The organism is Kitasatospora sp. NPDC087314 (genome assembly GCF_044744365.1).
Classification (GTDB): domain Bacteria; phylum Actinomycetota; class Actinomycetes; order Streptomycetales; family Streptomycetaceae; genus Kitasatospora.
Genome location: NZ_JBIUYE010000001.1, coordinates 263,112 through 282,600 on the forward strand (window position 1 = coordinate 263,112; position 19,489 = coordinate 282,600).

Annotated in this window: 20 protein-coding genes; 10 read left to right on the plus strand and 10 right to left on the minus strand. The window is 73.0% G+C overall.

What is annotated here, in order from left to right:
- The first annotated feature begins 81 nt into the window (after positions 1-81).
- Positions 82-1,071, plus strand: coding sequence for an Lrp/AsnC family transcriptional regulator (locus ACIO5E_RS01215; RefSeq protein WP_400662085.1), 990 nt, complete (start codon positions 82-84; stop codon positions 1,069-1,071).
- Positions 1,072-1,238: 167 nt separating this feature from the next.
- Entirely contained in the window at positions 1,239-1,712 is a 474-nt protein-coding gene (locus ACIO5E_RS01220) for a hypothetical protein (RefSeq protein ID WP_400662088.1), read from the plus strand.
- A gap of 7 nt (positions 1,713-1,719) precedes the next feature.
- On the opposite strand, the gene ACIO5E_RS01225 is transcribed toward ACIO5E_RS01220, so the two are convergent.
- From ACIO5E_RS01225 to ACIO5E_RS01235, 3 genes are all read right to left on the minus strand, one after another.
- Positions 1,720-2,556 carry a helix-turn-helix domain-containing protein gene (locus ACIO5E_RS01225; protein ID WP_400662091.1) on the minus strand — a complete coding sequence of 279 codons (837 nt, stop codon included), beginning with the start codon at positions 2,554-2,556 and terminating at the stop codon, positions 1,720-1,722.
- 56 nt (positions 2,557-2,612) lie between these two features.
- Complete coding sequence (locus tag ACIO5E_RS01230; protein WP_400662093.1) at positions 2,613-3,095, minus strand: DUF2269 family protein; 483 nt, start codon at positions 3,093-3,095, stop codon at positions 2,613-2,615.
- Between the two features lie 140 nt (positions 3,096-3,235).
- On the minus strand, positions 3,236-3,943 hold the full coding sequence (locus ACIO5E_RS01235; RefSeq protein WP_400662096.1) for a 4'-phosphopantetheinyl transferase family protein: 708 nt from the start codon (positions 3,941-3,943) through the stop codon (positions 3,236-3,238).
- Positions 3,944-4,205: 262 nt separating this feature from the next.
- On the opposite strand from ACIO5E_RS01235, the gene ACIO5E_RS01240 reads away from it, so the two are divergent.
- Positions 4,206-5,678 carry a choice-of-anchor A family protein gene (locus tag ACIO5E_RS01240; protein ID WP_400662099.1) on the plus strand — a complete coding sequence of 491 codons (1,473 nt, stop codon included), beginning with the start codon at positions 4,206-4,208 and terminating at the stop codon, positions 5,676-5,678.
- 142 nt (positions 5,679-5,820) lie between these two features.
- On the opposite strand, the gene ACIO5E_RS01245 is transcribed toward ACIO5E_RS01240, so the two are convergent.
- The 5 genes from ACIO5E_RS01245 to ACIO5E_RS01265 form a co-directional block, all read right to left on the minus strand.
- Complete coding sequence (locus ACIO5E_RS01245; RefSeq protein ID WP_400662101.1) at positions 5,821-6,318, minus strand: hypothetical protein; 498 nt, start codon at positions 6,316-6,318, stop codon at positions 5,821-5,823.
- 88 nt (positions 6,319-6,406) lie between these two features.
- Positions 6,407-7,171: a glucose 1-dehydrogenase gene (locus ACIO5E_RS01250; protein WP_400662104.1), complete on the minus strand. Its 765-nt coding sequence runs from the start codon at positions 7,169-7,171 to the stop codon at positions 6,407-6,409.
- A complete protein-coding gene (locus tag ACIO5E_RS01255; protein WP_400662107.1) occupies positions 7,168-7,803 on the minus strand; it encodes a TetR/AcrR family transcriptional regulator in 636 nt (211 codons plus the stop codon). The genes ACIO5E_RS01250 and ACIO5E_RS01255 overlap by 4 nt, the downstream gene beginning before the upstream one ends.
- 73 nt (positions 7,804-7,876) lie before the next feature.
- A complete protein-coding gene (kynU, locus tag ACIO5E_RS01260; protein WP_400662109.1) occupies positions 7,877-9,103 on the minus strand; it encodes a kynureninase in 1,227 nt (408 codons plus the stop codon).
- 14 nt (positions 9,104-9,117) lie between these two features.
- A complete protein-coding gene (locus ACIO5E_RS01265) occupies positions 9,118-9,948 on the minus strand; it encodes a tryptophan 2,3-dioxygenase (protein WP_400662112.1) in 831 nt (276 codons plus the stop codon).
- 214 nt (positions 9,949-10,162) lie between these two features.
- Here ACIO5E_RS01265 and ACIO5E_RS01270 point away from each other — a divergent pair, with 214 nt between their 5' ends.
- Both ACIO5E_RS01270 and ACIO5E_RS01275 read left to right on the plus strand, forming a co-directional pair.
- Positions 10,163-10,597: an Lrp/AsnC family transcriptional regulator gene (locus tag ACIO5E_RS01270; RefSeq protein WP_280685570.1), complete on the plus strand. Its 435-nt coding sequence runs from the start codon at positions 10,163-10,165 to the stop codon at positions 10,595-10,597.
- A gap of 63 nt (positions 10,598-10,660) precedes the next feature.
- Entirely contained in the window at positions 10,661-11,200 is a 540-nt protein-coding gene (locus ACIO5E_RS01275) for an NADPH-dependent FMN reductase (protein WP_400662117.1), read from the plus strand.
- A 66-nt stretch (positions 11,201-11,266) separates the two neighbouring features.
- Here ACIO5E_RS01275 and ACIO5E_RS01280 read toward each other — a convergent pair whose 3' ends face one another.
- Positions 11,267-11,899 carry a MarC family protein gene (locus tag ACIO5E_RS01280; RefSeq protein WP_400662120.1) on the minus strand — a complete coding sequence of 211 codons (633 nt, stop codon included), beginning with the start codon at positions 11,897-11,899 and terminating at the stop codon, positions 11,267-11,269.
- Positions 11,900-12,100: 201 nt separating this feature from the next.
- On the opposite strand from ACIO5E_RS01280, the gene ACIO5E_RS01285 reads away from it, so the two are divergent.
- From ACIO5E_RS01285 to ACIO5E_RS01295, 3 genes are all read left to right on the plus strand, one after another.
- Positions 12,101-12,661, plus strand: a complete 561-nt coding sequence (locus ACIO5E_RS01285; RefSeq protein ID WP_400662122.1) for a DoxX family protein — start codon at positions 12,101-12,103, stop codon at positions 12,659-12,661.
- A 159-nt stretch (positions 12,662-12,820) separates the two neighbouring features.
- Entirely contained in the window at positions 12,821-13,441 is a 621-nt protein-coding gene (locus tag ACIO5E_RS01290) for a hypothetical protein (protein ID WP_400662125.1), read from the plus strand.
- 310 nt (positions 13,442-13,751) lie between these two features.
- A complete protein-coding gene (locus ACIO5E_RS01295) occupies positions 13,752-15,551 on the plus strand; it encodes a glycosyl hydrolase family 18 protein (RefSeq protein ID WP_400662127.1) in 1,800 nt (599 codons plus the stop codon).
- A 106-nt stretch (positions 15,552-15,657) separates the two neighbouring features.
- Here the strand turns inward: ACIO5E_RS01295 and ACIO5E_RS01300 are convergent, their stop codons facing one another.
- On the minus strand, positions 15,658-16,218 hold the full coding sequence (locus ACIO5E_RS01300; RefSeq protein ID WP_280685576.1) for a MarR family transcriptional regulator: 561 nt from the start codon (positions 16,216-16,218) through the stop codon (positions 15,658-15,660).
- Between the two features lie 146 nt (positions 16,219-16,364).
- Here ACIO5E_RS01300 and ACIO5E_RS01305 point away from each other — a divergent pair, with 146 nt between their 5' ends.
- Both ACIO5E_RS01305 and ACIO5E_RS01310 read left to right on the plus strand, forming a co-directional pair.
- On the plus strand, positions 16,365-17,669 hold the full coding sequence (locus ACIO5E_RS01305; protein WP_400662131.1) for an MFS transporter: 1,305 nt from the start codon (positions 16,365-16,367) through the stop codon (positions 17,667-17,669).
- A 165-nt stretch (positions 17,670-17,834) separates the two neighbouring features.
- Positions 17,835-19,445, plus strand: coding sequence for a dolichyl-phosphate-mannose--protein mannosyltransferase (locus tag ACIO5E_RS01310; protein WP_400662134.1), 1,611 nt, complete (start codon positions 17,835-17,837; stop codon positions 19,443-19,445).
- The last annotated feature ends 44 nt before the right edge of the window (positions 19,446-19,489 follow it).

Below are 19,489 nucleotides of genomic sequence, written 5' to 3' on the forward strand. Positions count from 1 at the left end.
CCGGCCGCTCAGGACAAGGAGTACCGTCAGGGCTGCCGAACAGGACGATCAATCCCCGCCGGACGACGGAGATCGGACACCATGGACCTCGCCACCGCTGATCCGGACACCATGCTGGACGTCCTCGACCGCCGCCTGGTCTGCGCCCTCCAGGTGGACGGGCGGGGCGAGCCGGGCCGGATCGCCGAGGTGCTCGGCGTCTCCACCCGGACCGTCACCCGCCGCCTAGCCCGGATGCGGCAGGCCGACGTGCTGCGGGTGGTCCGGCTGCCCGACGTGGAGGACGCCGCCGTGGGCGCGCTGCTGCTGCGGGTCCGGGTGCTGCGCGGCACGGTGGACGCCATCGCGCAGGCGCTGGCCGACCGCCCCGACGTGCCGTTCGTCGACGTGATGCTCGGCGGGCACGAGGTCGGCGCCGTCATGCTGAGCGACGCCGGGGCCCGCGACCGGCTGCTGTACGGGCAGTTGCCCGCGACCACCGCCGTCACCGAGACCACCACCCACGCCGTCCTGCACGCCTTCGCGGACGCCGGGCAGTGGCAGGCCGGCTACCTGACCGAGGCGGAGGCCGCCGCGCTCGCCCGCCCCGCCGGCCCGCGCCCCGCCGCACCCCCGCCGCCGGACGGACTCGACCGCGCGCTGCTGGCCCGGCTGGGCGAGGACGCCCGGCAGTCCCACGCGGCGCTGGCCGCGGCGGTCGGCGCCGCCGAGTCGACCGTCCGGCGCCGACTGCAGCGGCTCGACGAGGCGGGGCTGCTGCGCACCCACGCCACCGTCGACCCGAGGCTGCTCGGCATGGCCGTGGACGCAAACCTCTGGCTGGACGTGCCGCCCGGCCGGCTCGCCGAGGTCGGTACGGCGCTGGCCCGCCACCCGCAGGTGCACGGGGTGTTCGCCACCAGCGGCCCGGCCAACCTGCTGGCCACCCTGTTCTGCGCGGACCACGGCGGGCTCTACCGCTTCCTCACCGACACCCTCGGACCGCTCGGGGTGGCCCGCGCCGAGACCACGATCACCGCCCGCGCGGTGAAGCGGGCGGGAGTCCTGCTCCGCCGCCCCGGCCGGCCGTGAGCCGCCGGACCTGACCTGACCTGCACCAGCCGTGCCCGCACCAGCCCTTGCCCGCACCGGTCCTTACCTGCGGGGTAATCGACGCCCGGCGCCCGGGCGGGCAGGGTGGTGGGACCCGGGCGGCGCCACGACCGCCGGGCCCCACCCCGTCAGGAGGCTGATCCGCCATGTCCGCGAACGCCCTCACGCCCGTCGGCCCCGGCTCCGTCCTCTCGCGGTGGACGGTGCGCGGCGTACTCGCCCTGGACGCGCTGGTCACCGGCGGAAACGGCCTGGTCTACCTGGCCTTCGCCGGCCCGGTCGGCGACCTGCTCGGGGTCGGCCGGACCACCCTGCTCGACCTCGGGGTCTTCCTCACCGTCTACGCCTTCGGGGTCGGCGCCCTGGCCGCCCGCCGCCGGCCGCCGCGGCTCGCCGTGCAGACGGTGATCGACCTCAACCTGGCCTGGGTGGTGCTCAGCCTGGTCTCGATGGCGGCCTGGTTCGAGCCGACCACCGCCGGGGCCGTCTGGATCCCGGCGCAGGCGGCGGTGGTGGCCCTGTTCGCCGTCCTGCAGTTCACCGCGCTGCGCCGGAGCGACAGCCGTGCCGACAGCCGTGCCGACGACCGCGCGCGCCGCCGCGCGGACAACCGCGCCTGAACCGGGGTCAGCGCTCCGGGCCCACGGCGGCCTGCAGGAACCGCACCGTCTCCGTGTCGGCCGGGAGGAAGGTCTCCATGGCCAGCTCGGAGACGGTCACGTCCAGCGGCGTGTTGAAGGTCGCGATGGTGGAGAGGAAGGACAGCACCCGCCCCTCGTGCCGGATCCGCATCGGCAGCGCGAACGGGAACAGCCCGGTGTCGTCCCCGTGCTCCCCGTCCGGGCCCGGGGCGTCCGCCGGCTCCGGGTAGCCGCGGACCTCCTCGTACAGCCGCCGCAGCAACTCGGCGCTGACCAGCTCGATCCGGTGCTCCATCCGTTCCAGCAGGTGCCGCCGCCACTGCGGGTAGTTCACGATGCGCGGCGCCAGCCCGTCGGGGTGCAGGGCGATCCGGATCGCGTTGAGTGGCGGCTGCAGCAGGTGCGGGGCGACGCCGTCGAGGAGCAGCCCGAGCGAGCGGTTGGCCGCCAGTACCCGGAAGCTCCCGTCGACGACCAGCGCGGGGTACGGGTCGTGGGCCGCGAGCAGCCGCTCCAGGCCGCCGCGCAGCGCGTCCATCGAGGGGTCGTCCAGCGGCGTCTCGGGGAAGTGCGGGGCGTAGCCGGCGGCGAGCAGCAGGGTGTTGCGCTCGCGCACCGGGACGTCCAGGTGTTCGGCGAGCCGCAGCACCAGCTCCCGGCTCGGGCGGGACCGGCCGTTCTCGACGAAGCTCAGGTGCCGGGCGGAGGAGTCCGCCCGCAGGGCCAGTTGCAGCTGGCTGAGCTGCCGCCGTTCGCGCCAGCCGCGCAGCAGGGGGCCGACTCCGGTACCCGTCGGGCTGCCCATGCCCGCCATGATCGTCATGGCCAGGACGGTACTGGACCGGGACCGCCCCGCGGGAGAGGGCCTGCCGGTCGGTCTTAGACGCCGGTGCTCGACCCCGGCCGGATGACCATCAGCACCACGACCACCGCCCACAGCAGGTTGAACACCCCGGCCGTCATCGGCAGCAGCCGCAGGCCCTGGACGGCCTTGGCGTGCTGCTCGTCCGGGGTGTCGGGGCCGAGCGCGTCCACCGCGGCCTGCTGTCCGGGCAGCACGAAGAGCAGCAGCGAGAGCGCGGCGATCGCGGTGAGTACCATCGAGACGATCAACCAGGACTGCCCGAGCACGTCCATCACCTGGGCCAGGCCGATGCCCAGCACCGGCACGGCGACCCCCAGCAGCGCGTAGACCTGGGTGATCCGGTGCAGGAGCCGCAGCACGCCCGCGTCCGAGGCCTGGTCCGGCCCACCGGCCAGCGCGGCCTTGGCCCGGCGCGGGAACATACTGACGGCCACCGCGACCGGGCCTATGAACAGGACCGACACGAGGACGTGCAGGCTCAGCAGGAACTTGGCCATGGCGGGGACACCCTCAATTCGGCGGTGGGCAGCTGGTTCGGCGGGCGTCCGGTGGCGACGCGCCCGCGACCAGGCACGCTAACACCGCTTATCCGGCGGCCTGCCGCCCGCCCCGTCCCGTCCTGCCCGCCCCGTCCTGCTCAGTCCGCCGTGGTCAGCTGGATGATCCGCGGCGCGGCGGTGCTGACCGCCGCGACGGCGGCGCCGTACTCCGGGTCGGTCCAGTCGAGCAGGTGCAGGTCCTGGTGGCGGCTGCGCAGCGGGGCGCCGGGCGGGACGTCCAGGGGCAGGGCGGAGAGGTCGACGGACGCCAGGGAGTCCAGGGTGGCCCGCCCGATCTTGATCAGCGACTCCTTGCGCACCCACAGCCGCAGGAACGCCCGGTCCGGTTCCGCCGCCGCCTCGACCAGGCGCAGCTCGGCGGGGGAGAGCACCCGGCGGGCGACCGCGCCCAGCGACCCGCCGCGGGCGGCCAGCTCGACGTCCACGCCGACCGGCTGGAATCCGGCCCCCGCCGCGACCACGCCCCGGGTGTGGGACAGGCTCACGTGCACCCCGGGGTGGTCCGGCAGGTACGGCTTGCCGTGGTCCGCCAGGCCGCAGTCCGGGCACTGCTGGGCGAGCGTGACCGCGGCGGCCGGGACCCCGAGCAGCCGGGCGGCGCAGAGCCGGACCAGCACGTGGCCGGCGGTGAAGTCGGTCCGCCCGGACTCGTGCCGGAAGCGTGCGGCGCGCTCGCGCTCGACGGGGGTGAGCAGGTGCTCGCCCGCCTCGGGGTGCCGCAGCACGGCGTCGGCGGGCGCGACGGCGACGAGCGGCGTGCTCTGGTCCTGGGCCTCGGAGGTCATTCCCCCAACCTAACCGGCGCGGCCGCCGCCCGGGGCCGGGTCGGGTGGAGACGGCCGCTGCGCCGTTCGGTTGGTTTTCGAATCCGATCTGAGGATCTGCAGGGTAGGAATCGTCCGATTTGAGGTTTGATATGCCGAATCTGTTGGATCGCCAGCAGATAGTACGAATAAGCAGGTTATGCGCGCCTGCTCCTTTTCCTATGCGCGGAGGAATGTGTCGATGGGTCAGGGCACCGGTATGTCGGATCACAGAACGACCGCCGTGAAGAGAACACCCGCCACCCGCGGCCGCCGGGCCGTCCGGGTCGCCGTGGCGACCGCCGTCGCCGCGCTGCCGATGGCCGCCGTGCTGACGGTCGGTTCGGCCGCGCCGCTGGCCCCGCCGCTGGGTGCCTGTACGGGGACTGGCTGCCCGGCCACCTGGCCGCCGCCGAACAACGGCGACTTCACCGGCCGGGACGCCAGCATCAACGTCTTCACCGGCGGCGACTACACGGTGACCGGCCGCGCCGCCGAGGCCGAGGGCAAGATCGTCGCGCTGGGGAACCTGACCGTCGACAAGAGCCAGGGCGGCGGCGCCTACAACATGGGTGTCGTGGGCGTCGGTTCGCGCGTCCCGCCGCCGAACGGCAGCGACTTCGTGACGACCGGCGGCAGTGTCGACGTCAGGAGCGGCAACCGGATCCTGATCGGCGGCAGCGACTCCAAGGGCCAGGCCTTCGGCAACCTGCGGCACGCCGGCAGTGTCTCCGGCACGGTCAACATCGACCCCACCGGCCGGTCGATCCAGGACCCGAACGCCGCCGCGCCGTACCGGACGGTGCTCACCCAGATCGAGGAGGTCTCCGGCTGCGTCGGCCGGGCCACCGCGACCGGCACGGTCAACGTCACCAACAGCGAGGCGACCTTCACCGGTGACGGGACCAGCATGAAGCAGGTCTTCAACGTCACCCGGAACCTCGCCTCGCCGAGCGGCGGGCAGATCGGACTGGTCTTCAACAACATCCCGGCCGGGGCCACCGTCGTGGTGAACATGCTCGGGGCCAGCCCGGTCATCAACACCTACACGGGCACGGCGCTGCCCGGCGACCAGACCACCCGGATGCGCTCCAAGCTGATGTGGAACTTCCCCACCGCGACCTCGGCCGAGATCCGCGGCAGCGCCCAGTTCCAGGGCTCGGTCATGGCCGGGAACCCGGGCGGCACCACGACCATCGCCCAGCCGGGCTTGGACGGTCGGGTGTACCTCGCGGGCAACCTGATCCACACCGGCACCGGCGGCTACGAGATCCACAGCTACCCGTTCGACGGGGACCTGCCGGACTGCAAGGTGTCGCCGAGCCCGTCGCCGTCGACCTCGCCATCCTCCTCGCCGTCGTCGTCCCCCTCGTCCTCGCCCTCCTCCTCCCCGTCGTCTTCACCGTCCTCCTCGCCGTCGTCCTCCCCCTCGTCGTCACCGTCGTCGTCGCCCTCCTCCTCCCCGACGCCGTCCCCGACCGCGAGCTCCACCTCGCCCTCGGCTAGTCCGTCCAACTCCGGTCACCCGAGCAGCCACCACCCGACCAGCCACCACCCCACCGGTCACCCGAGCAGCCACCACCCCGGTCACGGCGGTGAGTTGCCCTCCACGGGTGCGGGCAACGCCCCGGTGGTCTTCGGCCTGGCCGGCGTCGGCCTGCTCGGCCTCGGTGGCCTCGTCGTCCTGGCCGCCCGCCGTCGCGGCCGCCACAGCTAGGGCCTGTCCGGCCCAGAGCCCCAGGAAGCAGCGAACAACGGCCCAGGCCGCCCGCGTCGTCGACCCCGACCGGGCGGCCTGCGCCGTGCTGGGGCGGGCCCGCCCGCGGGCATGCGGCGGCCCCCCGCCGGGTGGGCGGGGGTCAGTGGGAGTCGAAGAAGCGGTCCACCGTGCGGCGGTCGGCGGCGACGGCGTGCACCGGCTCGCCGACCACCCGGCCGGCCAGCGTGACGGCCAACTCGCCCACATCCTGCCGGAGTCGGTCGGCGGCCTCGGCCCGGTCGGCGGCGATCCGCGCGTGCGAGGCGGAGACCAGCCGGTCCCGGTCGCGGATGCCCTCCGCACGGGCTTCGGCGACGGCGGCCGCGCCCTGTTCGGCGTACTCCTGCCGGATCCGGGACGCCTCGTGCCGGGCCCGTGCGAGCTCCTGCCGGCCGGCGTCGTGGGTGGCCTCGGCCTCGGCGCGGACGGCCTCCGCGCGTTCGGTGCGGCCCTCGGTCGCGTCCCACCGCTCGGCCTTCACCCGCTCGATGCGCGGGAGGATGCCGAGGCCGAGGGTCCACATGACCAGGAAGAACAGGGTCAACCCGAGGGCCAGCATGAAGGGTTCGGGCTGGAGCGGTCCGAGGTCGATGTTCACGCAAGCCTCCCCTTGGTGCTGACGGACAGTCAGCGGGGAGCTTTCCCGGCGATGATGAGGATCGAACTTTACCTGGACATGACCTGCGTCACTGCCCCATGACGTACTTGACGGTCGGGCCGGTGGTCCAGCCGCCGTCCACCGCGAGCTCCGCGCCGGTGACGTAGGAGGCGTCGTCGGAGAGCAGGTAGACCACGGCGGTGGCGATCTCGGGCGCCTCGCCGACCCGGCCCATCGGGGTGTTGGGGTAGTTGCCCTCGCCGCGCTGGATGCCGACCGAGGCGGTCATCGGGGTGTAGGTCATGCCCGGGTGGACCGAGTTGACCCGGATCCGTTCGGTGCCCAGCTCGACCGCGCCGATCTTGCTGAGGCCGCGCACGCCCCACTTGGAGGCGCCGTAGCCGGCGGTCAGCGCCAGGCCCATCAGGCCGGCCGCCGAGGAGATGTTGACGATCGACCCGCCACCGGCCGCGCGCATCGCCGGGACGACCGTCTTCATGCCGATGAACACGCCGGTCAGGTTGATCTCGACGACCTTGCGGAAGTGCTCGACGCTCTCGTCCGCCAGCAGCGAGCCGGTGGATATGCCGGCGTTGTTGACCAGGCCGTGCACCGCGCCGAACTCCGCCGCCGCGAAGTCCACCACGCGCCGCCAGTCCTGCTCCGAGGTCACGTCGTGCCGTACGAACCGTGCCCGGTCGCCGAGTTCGGCGGCGGTGGCCTTGCCGTCGTCCGCCAGGACGTCGGTGATCACCACGTTGCCGCCGGCCGCGACGGCGAGCCGGGCGGCCTCGGCGCCCAGGCCGCGGGCGCCGCCGGTGATGATGACGGTCTTGCCGGTCAGGTCGTTCACGACGTGCTCCTCCGGGGGGTGGGGGCGGAGAGCATGGCGGCGGACATCGTCACCAGGTCGGCGAGGAAGGTCTCCTCGTCGGTCAGCGGGGTGGACCCGGTGAGGTACTGCTGCGCCCGGTCGGCCAGGGCCGCGCCGATCAGGGTGAGGGCCAGGTCGATCCGCTCCAGCCGGATCGGCTCCGGCAGCGCGGCGATCCGGTCCTCGACCAGTTCGATCAGCCGCCAGTAGCCGCCGCCCGCCAGCGTGGGGTGCGGGGTCCGGGTGCGGACCCCGCTGCTGTGGCTGACCTGGGCGGAGATCCGCAGGCAGTGCCGGCCCTGGTCGGTGCGCAGTTCGGTGGCCTCGGCCGCGACCAGGGCGTCGAGCAGCCCGGGCAGGTCCGCGTCCGTCAGTGCGGGCAGACGCGGCGCGAGGGCCTGCTCGGTGCGTTCCTGGCGTCCGGCCATGATCGCGTCGAGCAGGCCCTCGCGGGAGCCGAAGTGGTACTGCACGGCGGACGGGTTGCTCTGTCCGGCCAGTCGGGTGATGTCCCTGGTCAGGGCGGCTTCCACGCCTCGGGTGGCAAACAGTTCCTCCGCCGCCCGCAGCAGCCGCTCGCGGGTTTCGTGGCCCGCCGACGTCCTTGCCATGCCCGCAACGTTAATGCTGCACATTATTAACGGCAAGGAGCGCCCCCGGCGCCGCCACCCCGGAAGGCTCCGGCTACGTCACCTCGCCCCGGCGGGAGAACCGCTCCGCCCGCCACTCGCCGCTCGCCAGCACCTCGGCCAGCTGCCGGGCCGCGTCCCAGACCTCGGTGTACGACAGGTACAGCGGGGTGAAGCCGAACCGCATGAGGTCCGGTGCGCGGAAGTCCCCGATCACGCCGCGCTCGATCAACGCCTGCACCACCGGATAGCCGTCGGCGTGCCGCAGCGCGACCTGGCTGCCCCGTCGGGCGTGCTCGCGCGGGGTCGCCACCTCGATCCCGTCCAGGCCCTCGACCAGGCCGATGAACAGGTCGGTCAGCGCCAGGCTCTTCGCCCGGACGGCGGCCAGGTCGGCCCGCTCCCAGACGTCCAGGCTGGCGCCCAGCGCGGCCTGGCCGAGCAGCGAGGGCGAGCTGGTCAGGAAGCGTCCGACGCCCGGCTTCGGGTCGTACCCGGGCTCGAAGGCGAATGGGCGGGCGTGCCCGAACCAGCCGCTCAGCGGCTGCAGTGGACCGGCCGCCAGATGCCTCCCGGCGACGTACAGGAAGGCCGGTGAGCCGGGCCCGCCGTTCAGGTACTTGTAGGTACAGCCGATCGCGAAGTCCACGCCCGCCGCACCGAGTTCGACCGGCAGCGCGCCCACCGAGTGGCAGACGTCCCAGATCATCAGCGCGCCCGCGGCCTGCACCCGGGCGGTGATCCCGGGCAGGTCCAGCAGCTCGCCGGTGCGGTAGTCCACCTGCGACAGGACCACCGCGGCGACGTCGCCGTCCAGGTGCCGGTCCAGCTCCTCCGGCCGGATCAGCACGCTGCGCGCGCCCTCGACCAGGCCGGTGGCGCCCTCGGCGATGTACAGGTCGGTCGGGAACGCCTCGCCGTCGCCCAGCACGGTGCGCCGCCCCGGGCGCAGCCGCAGCGCGGCGACCAGCACCTTGAACAGGTTCACCGAGGTGGTGTCGCAGACCACCACCTCCTCCGGTTCGGCGCCGATCAGCGGGGCGATCCGCCGTCCCAGCCGGTACGGCTGCTCGAACCACCCGGCGTCGTTCCAGCTGCGGATCAGCTCCCGGCCCCACTCCTCCTCGACCACCTGCCGCACCCGCTCCGGGGTCCGCACCGGCAGCGCGCCGAGCGAGTTCCCGTCCAGGTAGACCACCCCCTCCGGCAGGGCGAACTCCTTGCGGAACGCCGCCAGCGGGTCGACGGCGTCCAGCGCCGCGCACTCCTCGCGCGTGATCATGTCGATCCCCTCGTTCACAGCTCGTCCCGGATCGTCCACAGCTCCGGGAACACGTCCTGCTCGGCGGACTTGCGCAGCCAGCTCAGGCCGCTGGAGCCGCCCGAGCCGGGCTTGCCGCCCATGGTCCGCTTGACCGCGGACAGGTGGCGCTGGCGCCAGCGGGTGACCCGCTCGGCGACGTCCAGCAGCGCCTCGCCGAGCGGCTGCAGGTCGGCGTACTCCGGGTCGGTGTAGACCAGGCGCCAGGCTGCGGCGACTTCCTCGTCGGCGCGGTAGCGCTGCTCGGAGGGCTCCGGGCGCAGCGGCAGGCCGCGGCGGGCCAGCAGGGCCAGCGCGTCGTCGTACAGACCGGGGGAGCGCAGCGCCTCGGCCAGCTCGGCCTGGGTCTGCGGCATCCCGTCGTACATCGTCAGCAGCGCGGCGTTCTTGTTGCCGAGCAGGAACTCCAGGTGCAGGAAGGCCGAGGACTGGAAGCCGGAGGCCTGGCCGAACGCCGAGCGGAAGGCGTTGAACTCCTGCGGCGTCATGGTGGCCAGCAGGTCCCAGGACTCCACCAGCACGTCCTGCGCCTGGGTGCCGCGCCGCAGCGCGGCCAGCGCGGCGGGCAGGTCGTCCTCGCGCAGCGCCCGCTGGGCGAGCGTCCACTCGTGCCGCAGCAGGTCGAACAGCAGCTCCATCACCTGCGTGGTGATGATGAACGACAGCTCGGCCGGCTCCTTGCTCTGCGGACGCTGCAGGCTGTGCAGCTCGTCCAGGCACACGTAGCGGGCGTACGGGGTGCCCCGACCCGGCTCCCCGTGCCGACCGAACGACAGGTCGGGTGTCTCCACCGTGTCGTGCCCCATCCCGTGCCTCCTGATCCACCCGGGTGTGTCGCCCGGACCGGCGACCAGGCGGATGGCCTGGTTCCGCCGGGGTGCCCATTGTGCGGCGGTGCGACCCCCCGGTTGAATGGTCGACGGACACCGCAACCGCCGTTGCGGCTTTCGATCGCGAGGCGTTCCGCCGATTCGCTTTACGATCGCGAAACCGCCCGTTCCAGTCACTCCGGGAGCCGCCATGGACGCCGTGGACCGCCGCCTGCTGGCCGAGCTGCAGACCGACGCCAGGCTCTCCTACAACGAACTCTCCCGCCGGGTGAGCCTGTCCGCACCCGCGGTGGCCGAACGGGTCCGCCGGCTGGAGGCCGACGGGGTGATCACCGGCTACCACGCCCACGTGGACCTCAGCCGGGCCGGACTGCCGATCACCGCGCTGGTCCAGATCCAGTGCTACGGCCCGCGCTGCGTGCTGCGCGACCCCCAGGTGGCCGCCTGGCCGGAGGTGCTCCAACTGCACCGGGTGACCGGCGGGGCCTGCTGCGCGCTGCTGGTCGCGGTGCCGACGATGGCCGATTTCGAGGCCCTGTGCGACCGGCTCGGCGGCTACGGCCAGCCGTCCAGCTCGATGATCCTCTCCAGCCCGGTGCCCTGGCGGCCGGTGGTCGCGCCGTAGCGCCGTAGCACCGTGGTGCCGCTCGCCGTGGCGCCGTGCGACCGGAGCGGTAGGTTCCTCGGCATGCCGAACGAGCGTCACATCCTGCTGCTGCCCGGGAGCCTGCGGGCCGGCTCGACCAACGAGACCGTGCTGCGCACCGCCGCCGCCGTGGCCGCCGCCACCCCGGGCCTCCGGGCCACCTACTACGCGGGGCTGTCCGGCCTGCCGCACTTCAACCCGGACCACGACACCGACCCGCTGCCCGAGCCGGTGGCCGCCCTGCGCGCCGCCGTCGAGGCCGCCGACGCGCTGCTGGTCTGCACCCCTGAGTACGCCGGGACACTGCCCGGCTCCTTCAAGAACCTGCTGGACTGGACGGTCGGCGGGACGGAGATCTCGGACAAGCCCACGGGCTGGATCAACGCGGCCGGCCCGGGCCGGGGCCAGGGCGCCGAGGCCACCCTGCGCACCGTCCTCGGCTACACCGGCGCGGCCGTGCTGGACGAGGCCTGCGTGCGGATCCCGCTGGACCGCCGGGCGGTCGGCCCGGACGGGCTGGTCGCCGACCCGCTGGTGCGGGAGCGGATCGGCGAGGTGCTGGCCCGGCTCGCCGCGGGCTGATCGTGGAGCCGATCACGGGCTGACCGCCGGGCCCACCGCGGGCTGACCGCGGGGGCGCGGCCGGGCTCAGTGCCCTTCCAGCATGTGCACCCCGAGCCCGTCCAGGCCGTTCAGGAACAGTTCCACGCCGACCGCCGCCAGCAGCAGTCCGAGCAGCCGGGAGAGCACCTCCAGCGAGGTGCGGTGGGTGCGCCGCATCAGCGGCGCGAGCAGGGCCACGCAGACGTAGTTGATCACCACGACCGCGAGGTACGCCCCGGCGACGACGGCCTTCCAGCCCCATTCGTTCTTGGTGAGCGAAGCGACCAGGACGGCGGTGATCGCGAGCGGGCTGGCGATGTACGGCAGCAGCAGCTCGCGGATGCCGTCCACCATGTGGTTCGGCAGGTGCTCGTCGTCGTCGCTCTCGGCGCCGAGGTGGAGACCGAAGACCAGCGCGACCGCGTAGATGAAGAAGATCGTCCCGCCGGCGAGCTGCAACGACTGGTCGCTGATGTGGAACAGCGTGGTGACCTCGTCCGCGGTGAAGCCGAGCACCAGGCCGATCGCCGCCGAGATCACCGTGCTCCACGCGGCCAGCCGCCGCAGCTCCTGGGTGCTCCGGGTGGAGGCCAGCCGGGCGAAGGCCAGCAGGGTCTTCGGCGGGCCGACCACGGCGAAGAAGGTGATGAACGCGCTGCTCAGGTTGAAGACGAACATGCGCCAAGCATGGCCGCGGGGCCCGGCGCGGCCGCTTCGCCACGCCCCGCGGCCGGGCATGGCGTGGCGTGAATCTCACGGGCGGGCGGTTCATTCCGGAAGACCGGCGAATTCCCCCGGATGGCGGCCCCGGCTCGAACGGGTGCGCGCTGTCGGGTCCCATGGAAGTCGGATCACCCCCCCCGGGAACGAGGATGCGACATGTGTCTGAACCGTAAGGACCTGGGCCTGCTGGCCCTGCGCGGAGCGGTCGGCGGGGTGCTGATCGCGCACGGGACCCAGAAGCTGTTCGGCTGGTTCGGCGGCGGCGGCCTGGAGGGCACCACCCAGGCGATGGAGCACATGGGCTTCCACCCCGCCCGGCAGAGCGCCATCGCGGCGGGTGCCGGCGAGGCGGGCGGTGGTGTGCTGCTGGTCGCCGGGCTGGCCACCGGGGCGGCCGGCGCGGTGGTGGCCGGGACGATGGCCGGCGCGGTCGCGGTGCACGCGCCGGGGGGCTTCTTCGCGACCTCCGGCGGCTACGAGTACCCGGCCTTCCTCGGCGCGACCGGGCTGGCGCTCGGTCTGGCCGGTCCGGGGCGGTACTCGCTGGACCACCTGACCTGCCACGTGCTCGACCGGCCGTGGATGGGACTGCTGGCCTTCACGGCGTCCGTCGCCGGGGCGTACGGCGTGGTGGCCCGGCGCCGGCACGTGGTGCGGCTGCGCGAGGAGCGGGCCGCGGTGGAGGCGGACGAGCAGGAGGGCTCGGGGCTGTCCTGACGGCGCGGGCGCCGACGCCGGTGCCGACGCGCGGTGCGGTGCCGACGTCCGGTGTCACCCGGAGGCAGTAGCCCTGCTGGCGCTCCCCCTGCGGCCCTCGGAGGGTGGGCGGGGAGGTGTGCCGGACAGCCCGGCGCCGGGGCAGAAACGAGGGACCGTATGGACCGCCAGCCGCACACCCGGACCGGTTCGAGCCCGCGGGTCACCGCGCGGCGGCCGGACGCGCCGCCGGCGCGCCGCCAACGCCGGCCTGCGGCTTGGGCGTTGGCCGTGGCGGTGGTCGGCGCGGCGGCGCTGGCGGGCTGCTCCTCCTCCGGCGGGAGCGCGGGCACCGCGGCCTCCTCGGCCGCCGCCGCGATCGAGCAGGGCGCCTCGGCCGCCGCCTCCGCCGCCTCGGCGCTGGCCTCGGCGGCCGGCGGGGCGGGGGCGGTGATCTCCTCGGCGGAGGCGCGGGCCTCGGCGGCGGTGTCCGCGGCCTCCTCGGCGGTCGCCGGGATCAAGGGCGGGCTGGACGCCAAGGGGGACGTGTCCGTCGGGGCGGTGGGCACCGGTCCGGACGGCAAGGCGCAGGTGGAGCTGACCGTCACCAACCGCGGGCAGCAGTCGTACCGGTACGTGATCCAGATCAACTTCACCGACGACTCCGGCAAGCTGCAGGACGCGACCGCGGTGACCGTCCAGGACGTGGCGGCCGGGAAGAGCGCCCAGGCCACCGCGCGCAGCAACCGGGACCTCTCGGGAAGCCTGAAGGCCGCGGTGGCCAACGCGGTGCGCTACTGACGCCCAGGTCGGCGGGGGTATCCGGGTGGGGGTCGAACCTTAAGCGCGGCTCAAGGCCCAACGGGACCCCTTGACGGGGGAGTTGGTCTAGTCCATTTTTATTGCCCAGGTGCAGGGAGCCCCTGAACCGGCGTCAACGGCCTCGTGCCGCGGGCGCCGGTTCGGCACATCCCGGTGTCCGTCACGGCCCGATCCCGCTGATCCGCTCGATTCCCCACCCCCTGATCTGTCATGTCCCGGTCGCCCGACCCCACCTCGGGCGCACCCCCCCGGGGCGACGGAAACCCCCACAACCAGGAGTCACGCACCCATGCTGCGTTCACGCATTGAAAGGGCCGGGGTCCCGGCTCCGGCGGGCGGCCGCCGACGTCGTCCGAAGAGCCTGGCCGCCATCGCGGCCGGCACCGCCGCCTCCGTGCTGCTCGGCGCGGGCCTCGCGCTGACCGGCGGCGGCGCGGCCAACGCCGCCACCACCAACAGCACCGGCGCGCCCGCCACCAGCGGTGGCATCAAGGTCGCCTACTACGACCAGTGGTCGGTCTACGCCAACGCGTACTACCCGAAGACGATCCAGGACACCGGCGTGGCCGGGAAGCTGGACTACCTGATCTACGACTTCGCCAACATCCACCCGACCGACCTGGGGTGTTTCGAGGCCACCAAGGCCGCCGACGGGAACGACAACAACCCCAACGCGGGTGACGGCGCGGCCGACGCGTTCGCCGACTACCAGAAGAGCTTCGGCGCGGACATCTCGGTGGACGGCGTCGGGGACGTCTGGAACCAGCCGATCGCGGGCAACTTCAACCAGCTGAAGAAGCTGAAGGCGAAGAACCCCAACCTCAAGATCCTGCTCTCGATCGGTGGTTGGACCTACTCCAAGTACTTCTCGCCGGCCTCCGCCACGGACGCCTCGCGCAAGCACCTGGTCTCGTCCTGCATCGACATGTTCATCAAGGGCAACCTCCCGAGCGACGCCGGCTACGGCGGCCCGGGCACCGGTGCCGGCATCTTCGACGGCATCGACATCGACTGGGAGTACCCGGGCGGCGGCGGCCACACCGGCAACATCTCCAGCCCGTCCGACAAGCAGAACTTCACGGCGCTGCTGAAGGAGTTCCGCACCCAGCTGGACGCGCAGGGCAAGGCCGACAACAAGACCTACGCCCTGTCGGCGGCGGTCGGCGCCGGCCAGGACAAGATCATGAACGTCGAGACCGACAAGATCGGTCAGTACCTGACCTTCCTCGACGTCATGACCTATGACATGCACGGCGGTTGGGACCCGCAGGGTCCGACCAACCACCAGGCCCCGCTCTACTCCGGCCCGAACGACCCGTCGACCCCGGCCAAGCCGGGCAACGGCAAGTACTCGATCGACAACGCCATCAAGGCGTGGACGGTCGGCGACAAGGACTACGGCATCCCCGGCGGCTTCCCGGCCAACAAGATCAACATGGGTGTCCCGTTCTACTACCGCGGCTGGACCGGCGTCCAGAACAACGGCAAGAACGGCCTCTTCCAGCCCGCCGCCAGCCCGGCGGCCGGCGCGGCGATGTCCGGCAACGTCCCCGGCATCCAGATGTACAAGGAGCTCGCGGGCTTCGTCGACAACCCGTCCAAGACCTTCTGGGACGACGACGCCAAGGCCACGTACTTCTACGACGGCAACACCTTCTGGAGCGGTGAGGACGCCAGGTCGATCCAGGCCAAGCTCGACTACGCGCACTGCAACGGCCTCGGCGGCTCCTTCGCCTTCTCGCTGTACGACCTGGGCACCAAGACCGCGCTGTTCGACAAGATGGTCGACGCCACCAACGGCTCCTCGTCCGCCTGCCCGGCCCCGCCGACCGGCACGCCGACCCCGACCCCGACCGGCACGCCGACCGGCACCCCCACGGGCACGCCGACCGGCACCCCGACCGGTACCCCGACCTCGCCGGCCGGCTGCCCGGCCGCCCCGAGCTGGGACGCCAACGCCACCTACGCGGCCGGCGGCACCAAGGTCTCCTGGAAGGGCCACTACTACACCAACAAGTGGTGGACCAAGGGCGACGACCCGAGCCTGAGCGGCCAGTGGGGCGTCTGGACCGACAACGGTCCCTGCTGACCGGTCGGACATCACGAGCTGAGGGCCCGACGGACCCTCGCAGTACCTGAACCACGCAGTCCGGCCCGCCGGGGGAGCACCCCCGGCGGGCCGGACTCGTCGGCTTTCAGGCCAGGTCGGCGGTGCGCCCGAGCGCGTCCGGCTGGCTCTCCTCGATCCGCCGCAGCATCCGCGCGAGCAGCGCCGACAGCACGGCCCGCTCCTCACCCGAGATGTCCTGGAGCAGCTCCTCCTCGAACACCGCCGCCATCCGCATCGACTCCAGCCACTTGTCGCGGCCGTTCTCGGTGAGCTCGATGATCACCCGCACCCGGTTGGTCTCGTCCCGCTCCCGGGTGACCAGGTCCTCGCTCACCATCCGGTCGATCCGGTGCGTCATCGCGGCCGGGGTCAGGCCGAGCCGCTTGGCCAGCTCGCCCGGCCCGAGCTGGTACGGGCTGCCGGAGACCACCAGTGCCTTGAGCACCTCCCACTCGGCGGCCGTGATCCCGAGCACAGTCAGCTGCCGGTCGTAGGCCACGCCCATCCGTCGGGCGACCCGGGACATGGTCTGCACGATGGTCTCCACCTGGGGGTCCACGGTGGGGAATTCCCGCTGGTAGACGGCCACCTGCTCGGCGATGCCGAGCTCCCTGGGGGTGGCCGGCGCGGGCTTGTCCGTAGTCATGCGGACCAGTGTCGCACGGGGGCGTGCATCTCTTAAGCCTTTGACTCCACACTCTTCCGGTGCTAAGACTTTATCTCGTCAAACTTTAGCTCTGAAATCTTCTGGACTTAAGAGTATCCAGTTGAATCCAGGAAGGGATGTGCACGGTGATCGGCACGGTGAAGCAGCGGGGACAGCAGCGACGCGGGGCGGGCGGCCCGCTGCGCCGCGTCCAGATCGGCAACGCGCTCAGCGCGTTCGGCAGCGGGTTCACGATGCCGTACATGTTCGTGTACGTGGACCAGGTGCGCGGGCTGGGCTCGCTGGCGGCCGGGATGGTGTTCACCGTCTTCGCGCTGGCGGCGCTCGCCGTCCTCCCGTTCACCGGCCGCGGCATCGACCGGTACGGGCCCCGCCCGGTCCTGCTGGTCGGCTCGGCGCTCGCCGCCACCGGCGCGTTCGCCTTCGGCCACGCCACCGGCACCCCGGCCCTGCTGGTCTCCTCCTTCCTGTTCGGCGCGGGTGTCACCACCTGCCAGCCGGCGCTCGCCACGATGATCGTCCGCTGCTCGACGGCCGCGACCCGCTCGCACGCGTTCGCGCTCCAGTTCACCCTGATCAACCTGGGCATGGGCATCGGCGCCCTGGTCGGCGGGCAGATCGTGAACGTCGCCGACCCGGCCAGCCTGACCCGGCTGTTCACCATCGAGGCGGCGACCTTCCTCGGCCTGGCGCTGGTCACCGGCACCGCCCGGATGCCGGCGGCCCCGCTGATCCCGCTGCACGAGAAGAACGAGGGCCCCACCGGCCTGCGCGCGCTGGTCGCCGACAAGGCGATGCTGCGGCTCTGCCTGCTCGCCGGGCTGATCTTCTTCACCTGCTACGGCCAGTTCGAGTCCGGCGTCGCGGCCTTCGCCACCGACACCGTCGGCACCGCGCCCTCCACCCTGGGCTTCGCGATCGGCGCCAACGCGCTGACCATCGTCGTCCTGCAGATGTTCATGGTGCGGATCACCGCGCGCCGCCGCCGCACCACCGCGATGGCCGCGGCCGGCGTGGTCTGGCTCGGCGCCTGGGCGATGGCCCTGGTGGCCGGCCTGATCCGGACCGAGACCATGGCCGCCACGGTCGCCATCGTCTCGATCTACGCCCTGTTCGGCGTCGGCGAGTCGCTGCTGGCGCCCACCATGGGCCCGATCGTCGCCGATCTCGCCCCCACCCGACTGCTCGGCACCTACAACGCGGGGTACGCCCTGGTGAAGCAGATCGCGATCGCGGTCGGCCCGGCCGTCGGCGTGCTGCTGGTCGGCTCCGGCACGTGGCCGCTCTACCTCGCGGCCATGGCGGGCTCCACGCTGCTGATCGTCGCCATGGCACTGCGGCTGCGCCCGCACCTCACGGCGGAGCAGGACAACGCCGCTCCGGCCGTGGTCCGCACCCCGGTCGTCCGGGAGCTGCAGACCGCCGCGTGACCGCCGTTCGAACAGGCGTGCCGACGGGCGTCGACCAGGTCACCTGGTCGGCGCCCGTCGCGCTTGGCTTCACGACCACCGCCACATAGTGTCAGTGGCTGTTGCCGCCCGGCCCCGGCCGGCGCAGCAGACACGGGCAGAGCAGACAGGCGGATCGGCGAGGCAATGACGCAAACGGCGCTCACGCACCCCCCGGTGGCCCCGGCCCCCGTCACCCCGGCACCGGCCCCGCGCCGGCTGCTCCGCCGGGCGGCCGACTGGTCCGGCTGGCTCGGGCCGATCGGCGTCGCGCTCTTCGCCGGCCTGCTGCGGTTCTGGAACCTCGGCTACCCCAACGCCTTCGTCTTCGACGAGACGTACTACCCCAAGGACGCCTGGTCGCTGCTCCGACAGGGCTACGAGGGCAGCTGGCCGGACCACGCCAACGCCGACATCCTGGCCGTCCCGCAGGGCATCCCGCTCACCTCCGCGCCCGAGTTCATCGCCCACCCGCCACTCGGCAAATGGGTGATGGCGATCGGTGAACAGCTGTTCGGCCTGCACCCCTTCGGCTGGCGGTTCATGACCGCCCTGCTCGGCACCGTCACCGTGCTGATGCTCGCCCGGATCGGCCGCCGGCTCTTCGGCTCCACCCTGATCGGCTGCACCGCCGCGCTGCTGATGGCCGTCGACGGCCTCCAACTGGTGATGAGCCGGGTCGGTCTGCTCGACGGCATCCAGATGTTCTTCGTGCTCGCCGCCTTCGGCGTCCTGCTGATCGACCGCGACCACGTCCGCGCCCGGCTCGCCACCGCCACCGACGGCGACCGGGCCCGGCTCGGCCTGCGCCCCTGGCGGATCGCCGCCGGGGTGTTCCTCGGCGCCGCCTGCGCGGTCAAGTGGAACGGCGCGATGATCCTCGCCGCCTTCGGCCTGCTGACCGTCCTGTGGGACCAGTCCGGCCGCCGCGGGGCCGGCGCCCGCCGCCCCTGGCGCTCGATGCTGCGCCGGGACGCCGTGCCCGCCTTCCTCGCCATGGTCGGCTCCGCCCTGGTGGTGTACGTCGGCGCCTGGGGCGGCTGGCTCGCCAGCGGCCGCAGCGGCGAGGGCGGGTACGACCGGCACTGGGCCGACGGCCGGGCCGGCCTGTCCCCGGACCGCTTCCTCGGCATCCCGCTGCCGCAGGTGCCGATGAGCTGGGTGCCCGCGCCGCTGCGCAGCCTGTGGCACTACCACTCGCAGATGTACGACTTCAACACCGGGCTGAGCACCCCGCACACCTACCAGTCCAACCCCTTCAGCTGGCTGGTCGACGGCCGCCCGGTCTCCATGTACTGGGAGCAGGTCCCGGCCGGGCAGCGCGGCTGCACCGCCTCCGGCGGCTGTGCGGCCCAGATCCTCGGCCTCGGCACCCCGCTGCTCTGGTGGACGGCCTGCTTCGCCCTGGTCTACCTGCTGTGGCGCTGGTTCTTCCGCCGGGACTGGCGCTCGGGCGCCGTGCTGTGCGCGGTGGCCGGGATCTACCTGCCCTGGTTCCAGTACCAGGAGCGGACGGTCTTCTCCTTCTACATGGTCGTCCTGGTGCCCTTCCTGTGCCTGGCCGTCGCCCAGCTGCTCGGCGCGATCCTGGGCCCGGCCGGCTGCAGCCCCGAGCGCCGCCGGATCGGCGCGGCCGGCGCCGGGCTGATCGTGCTCGCCATCGTCGGCTGCTTCGCCTTCTTCTACCCGCTGTACACGGCGGAGGTGATCCCGATGACGTCCTGGCAGGACCGGATGTGGTTCACCAGCTGGATCTGACCCCGGTGCTCCCGTCCGCCGCGGGCGCTCCGGCCCCGGTGCCG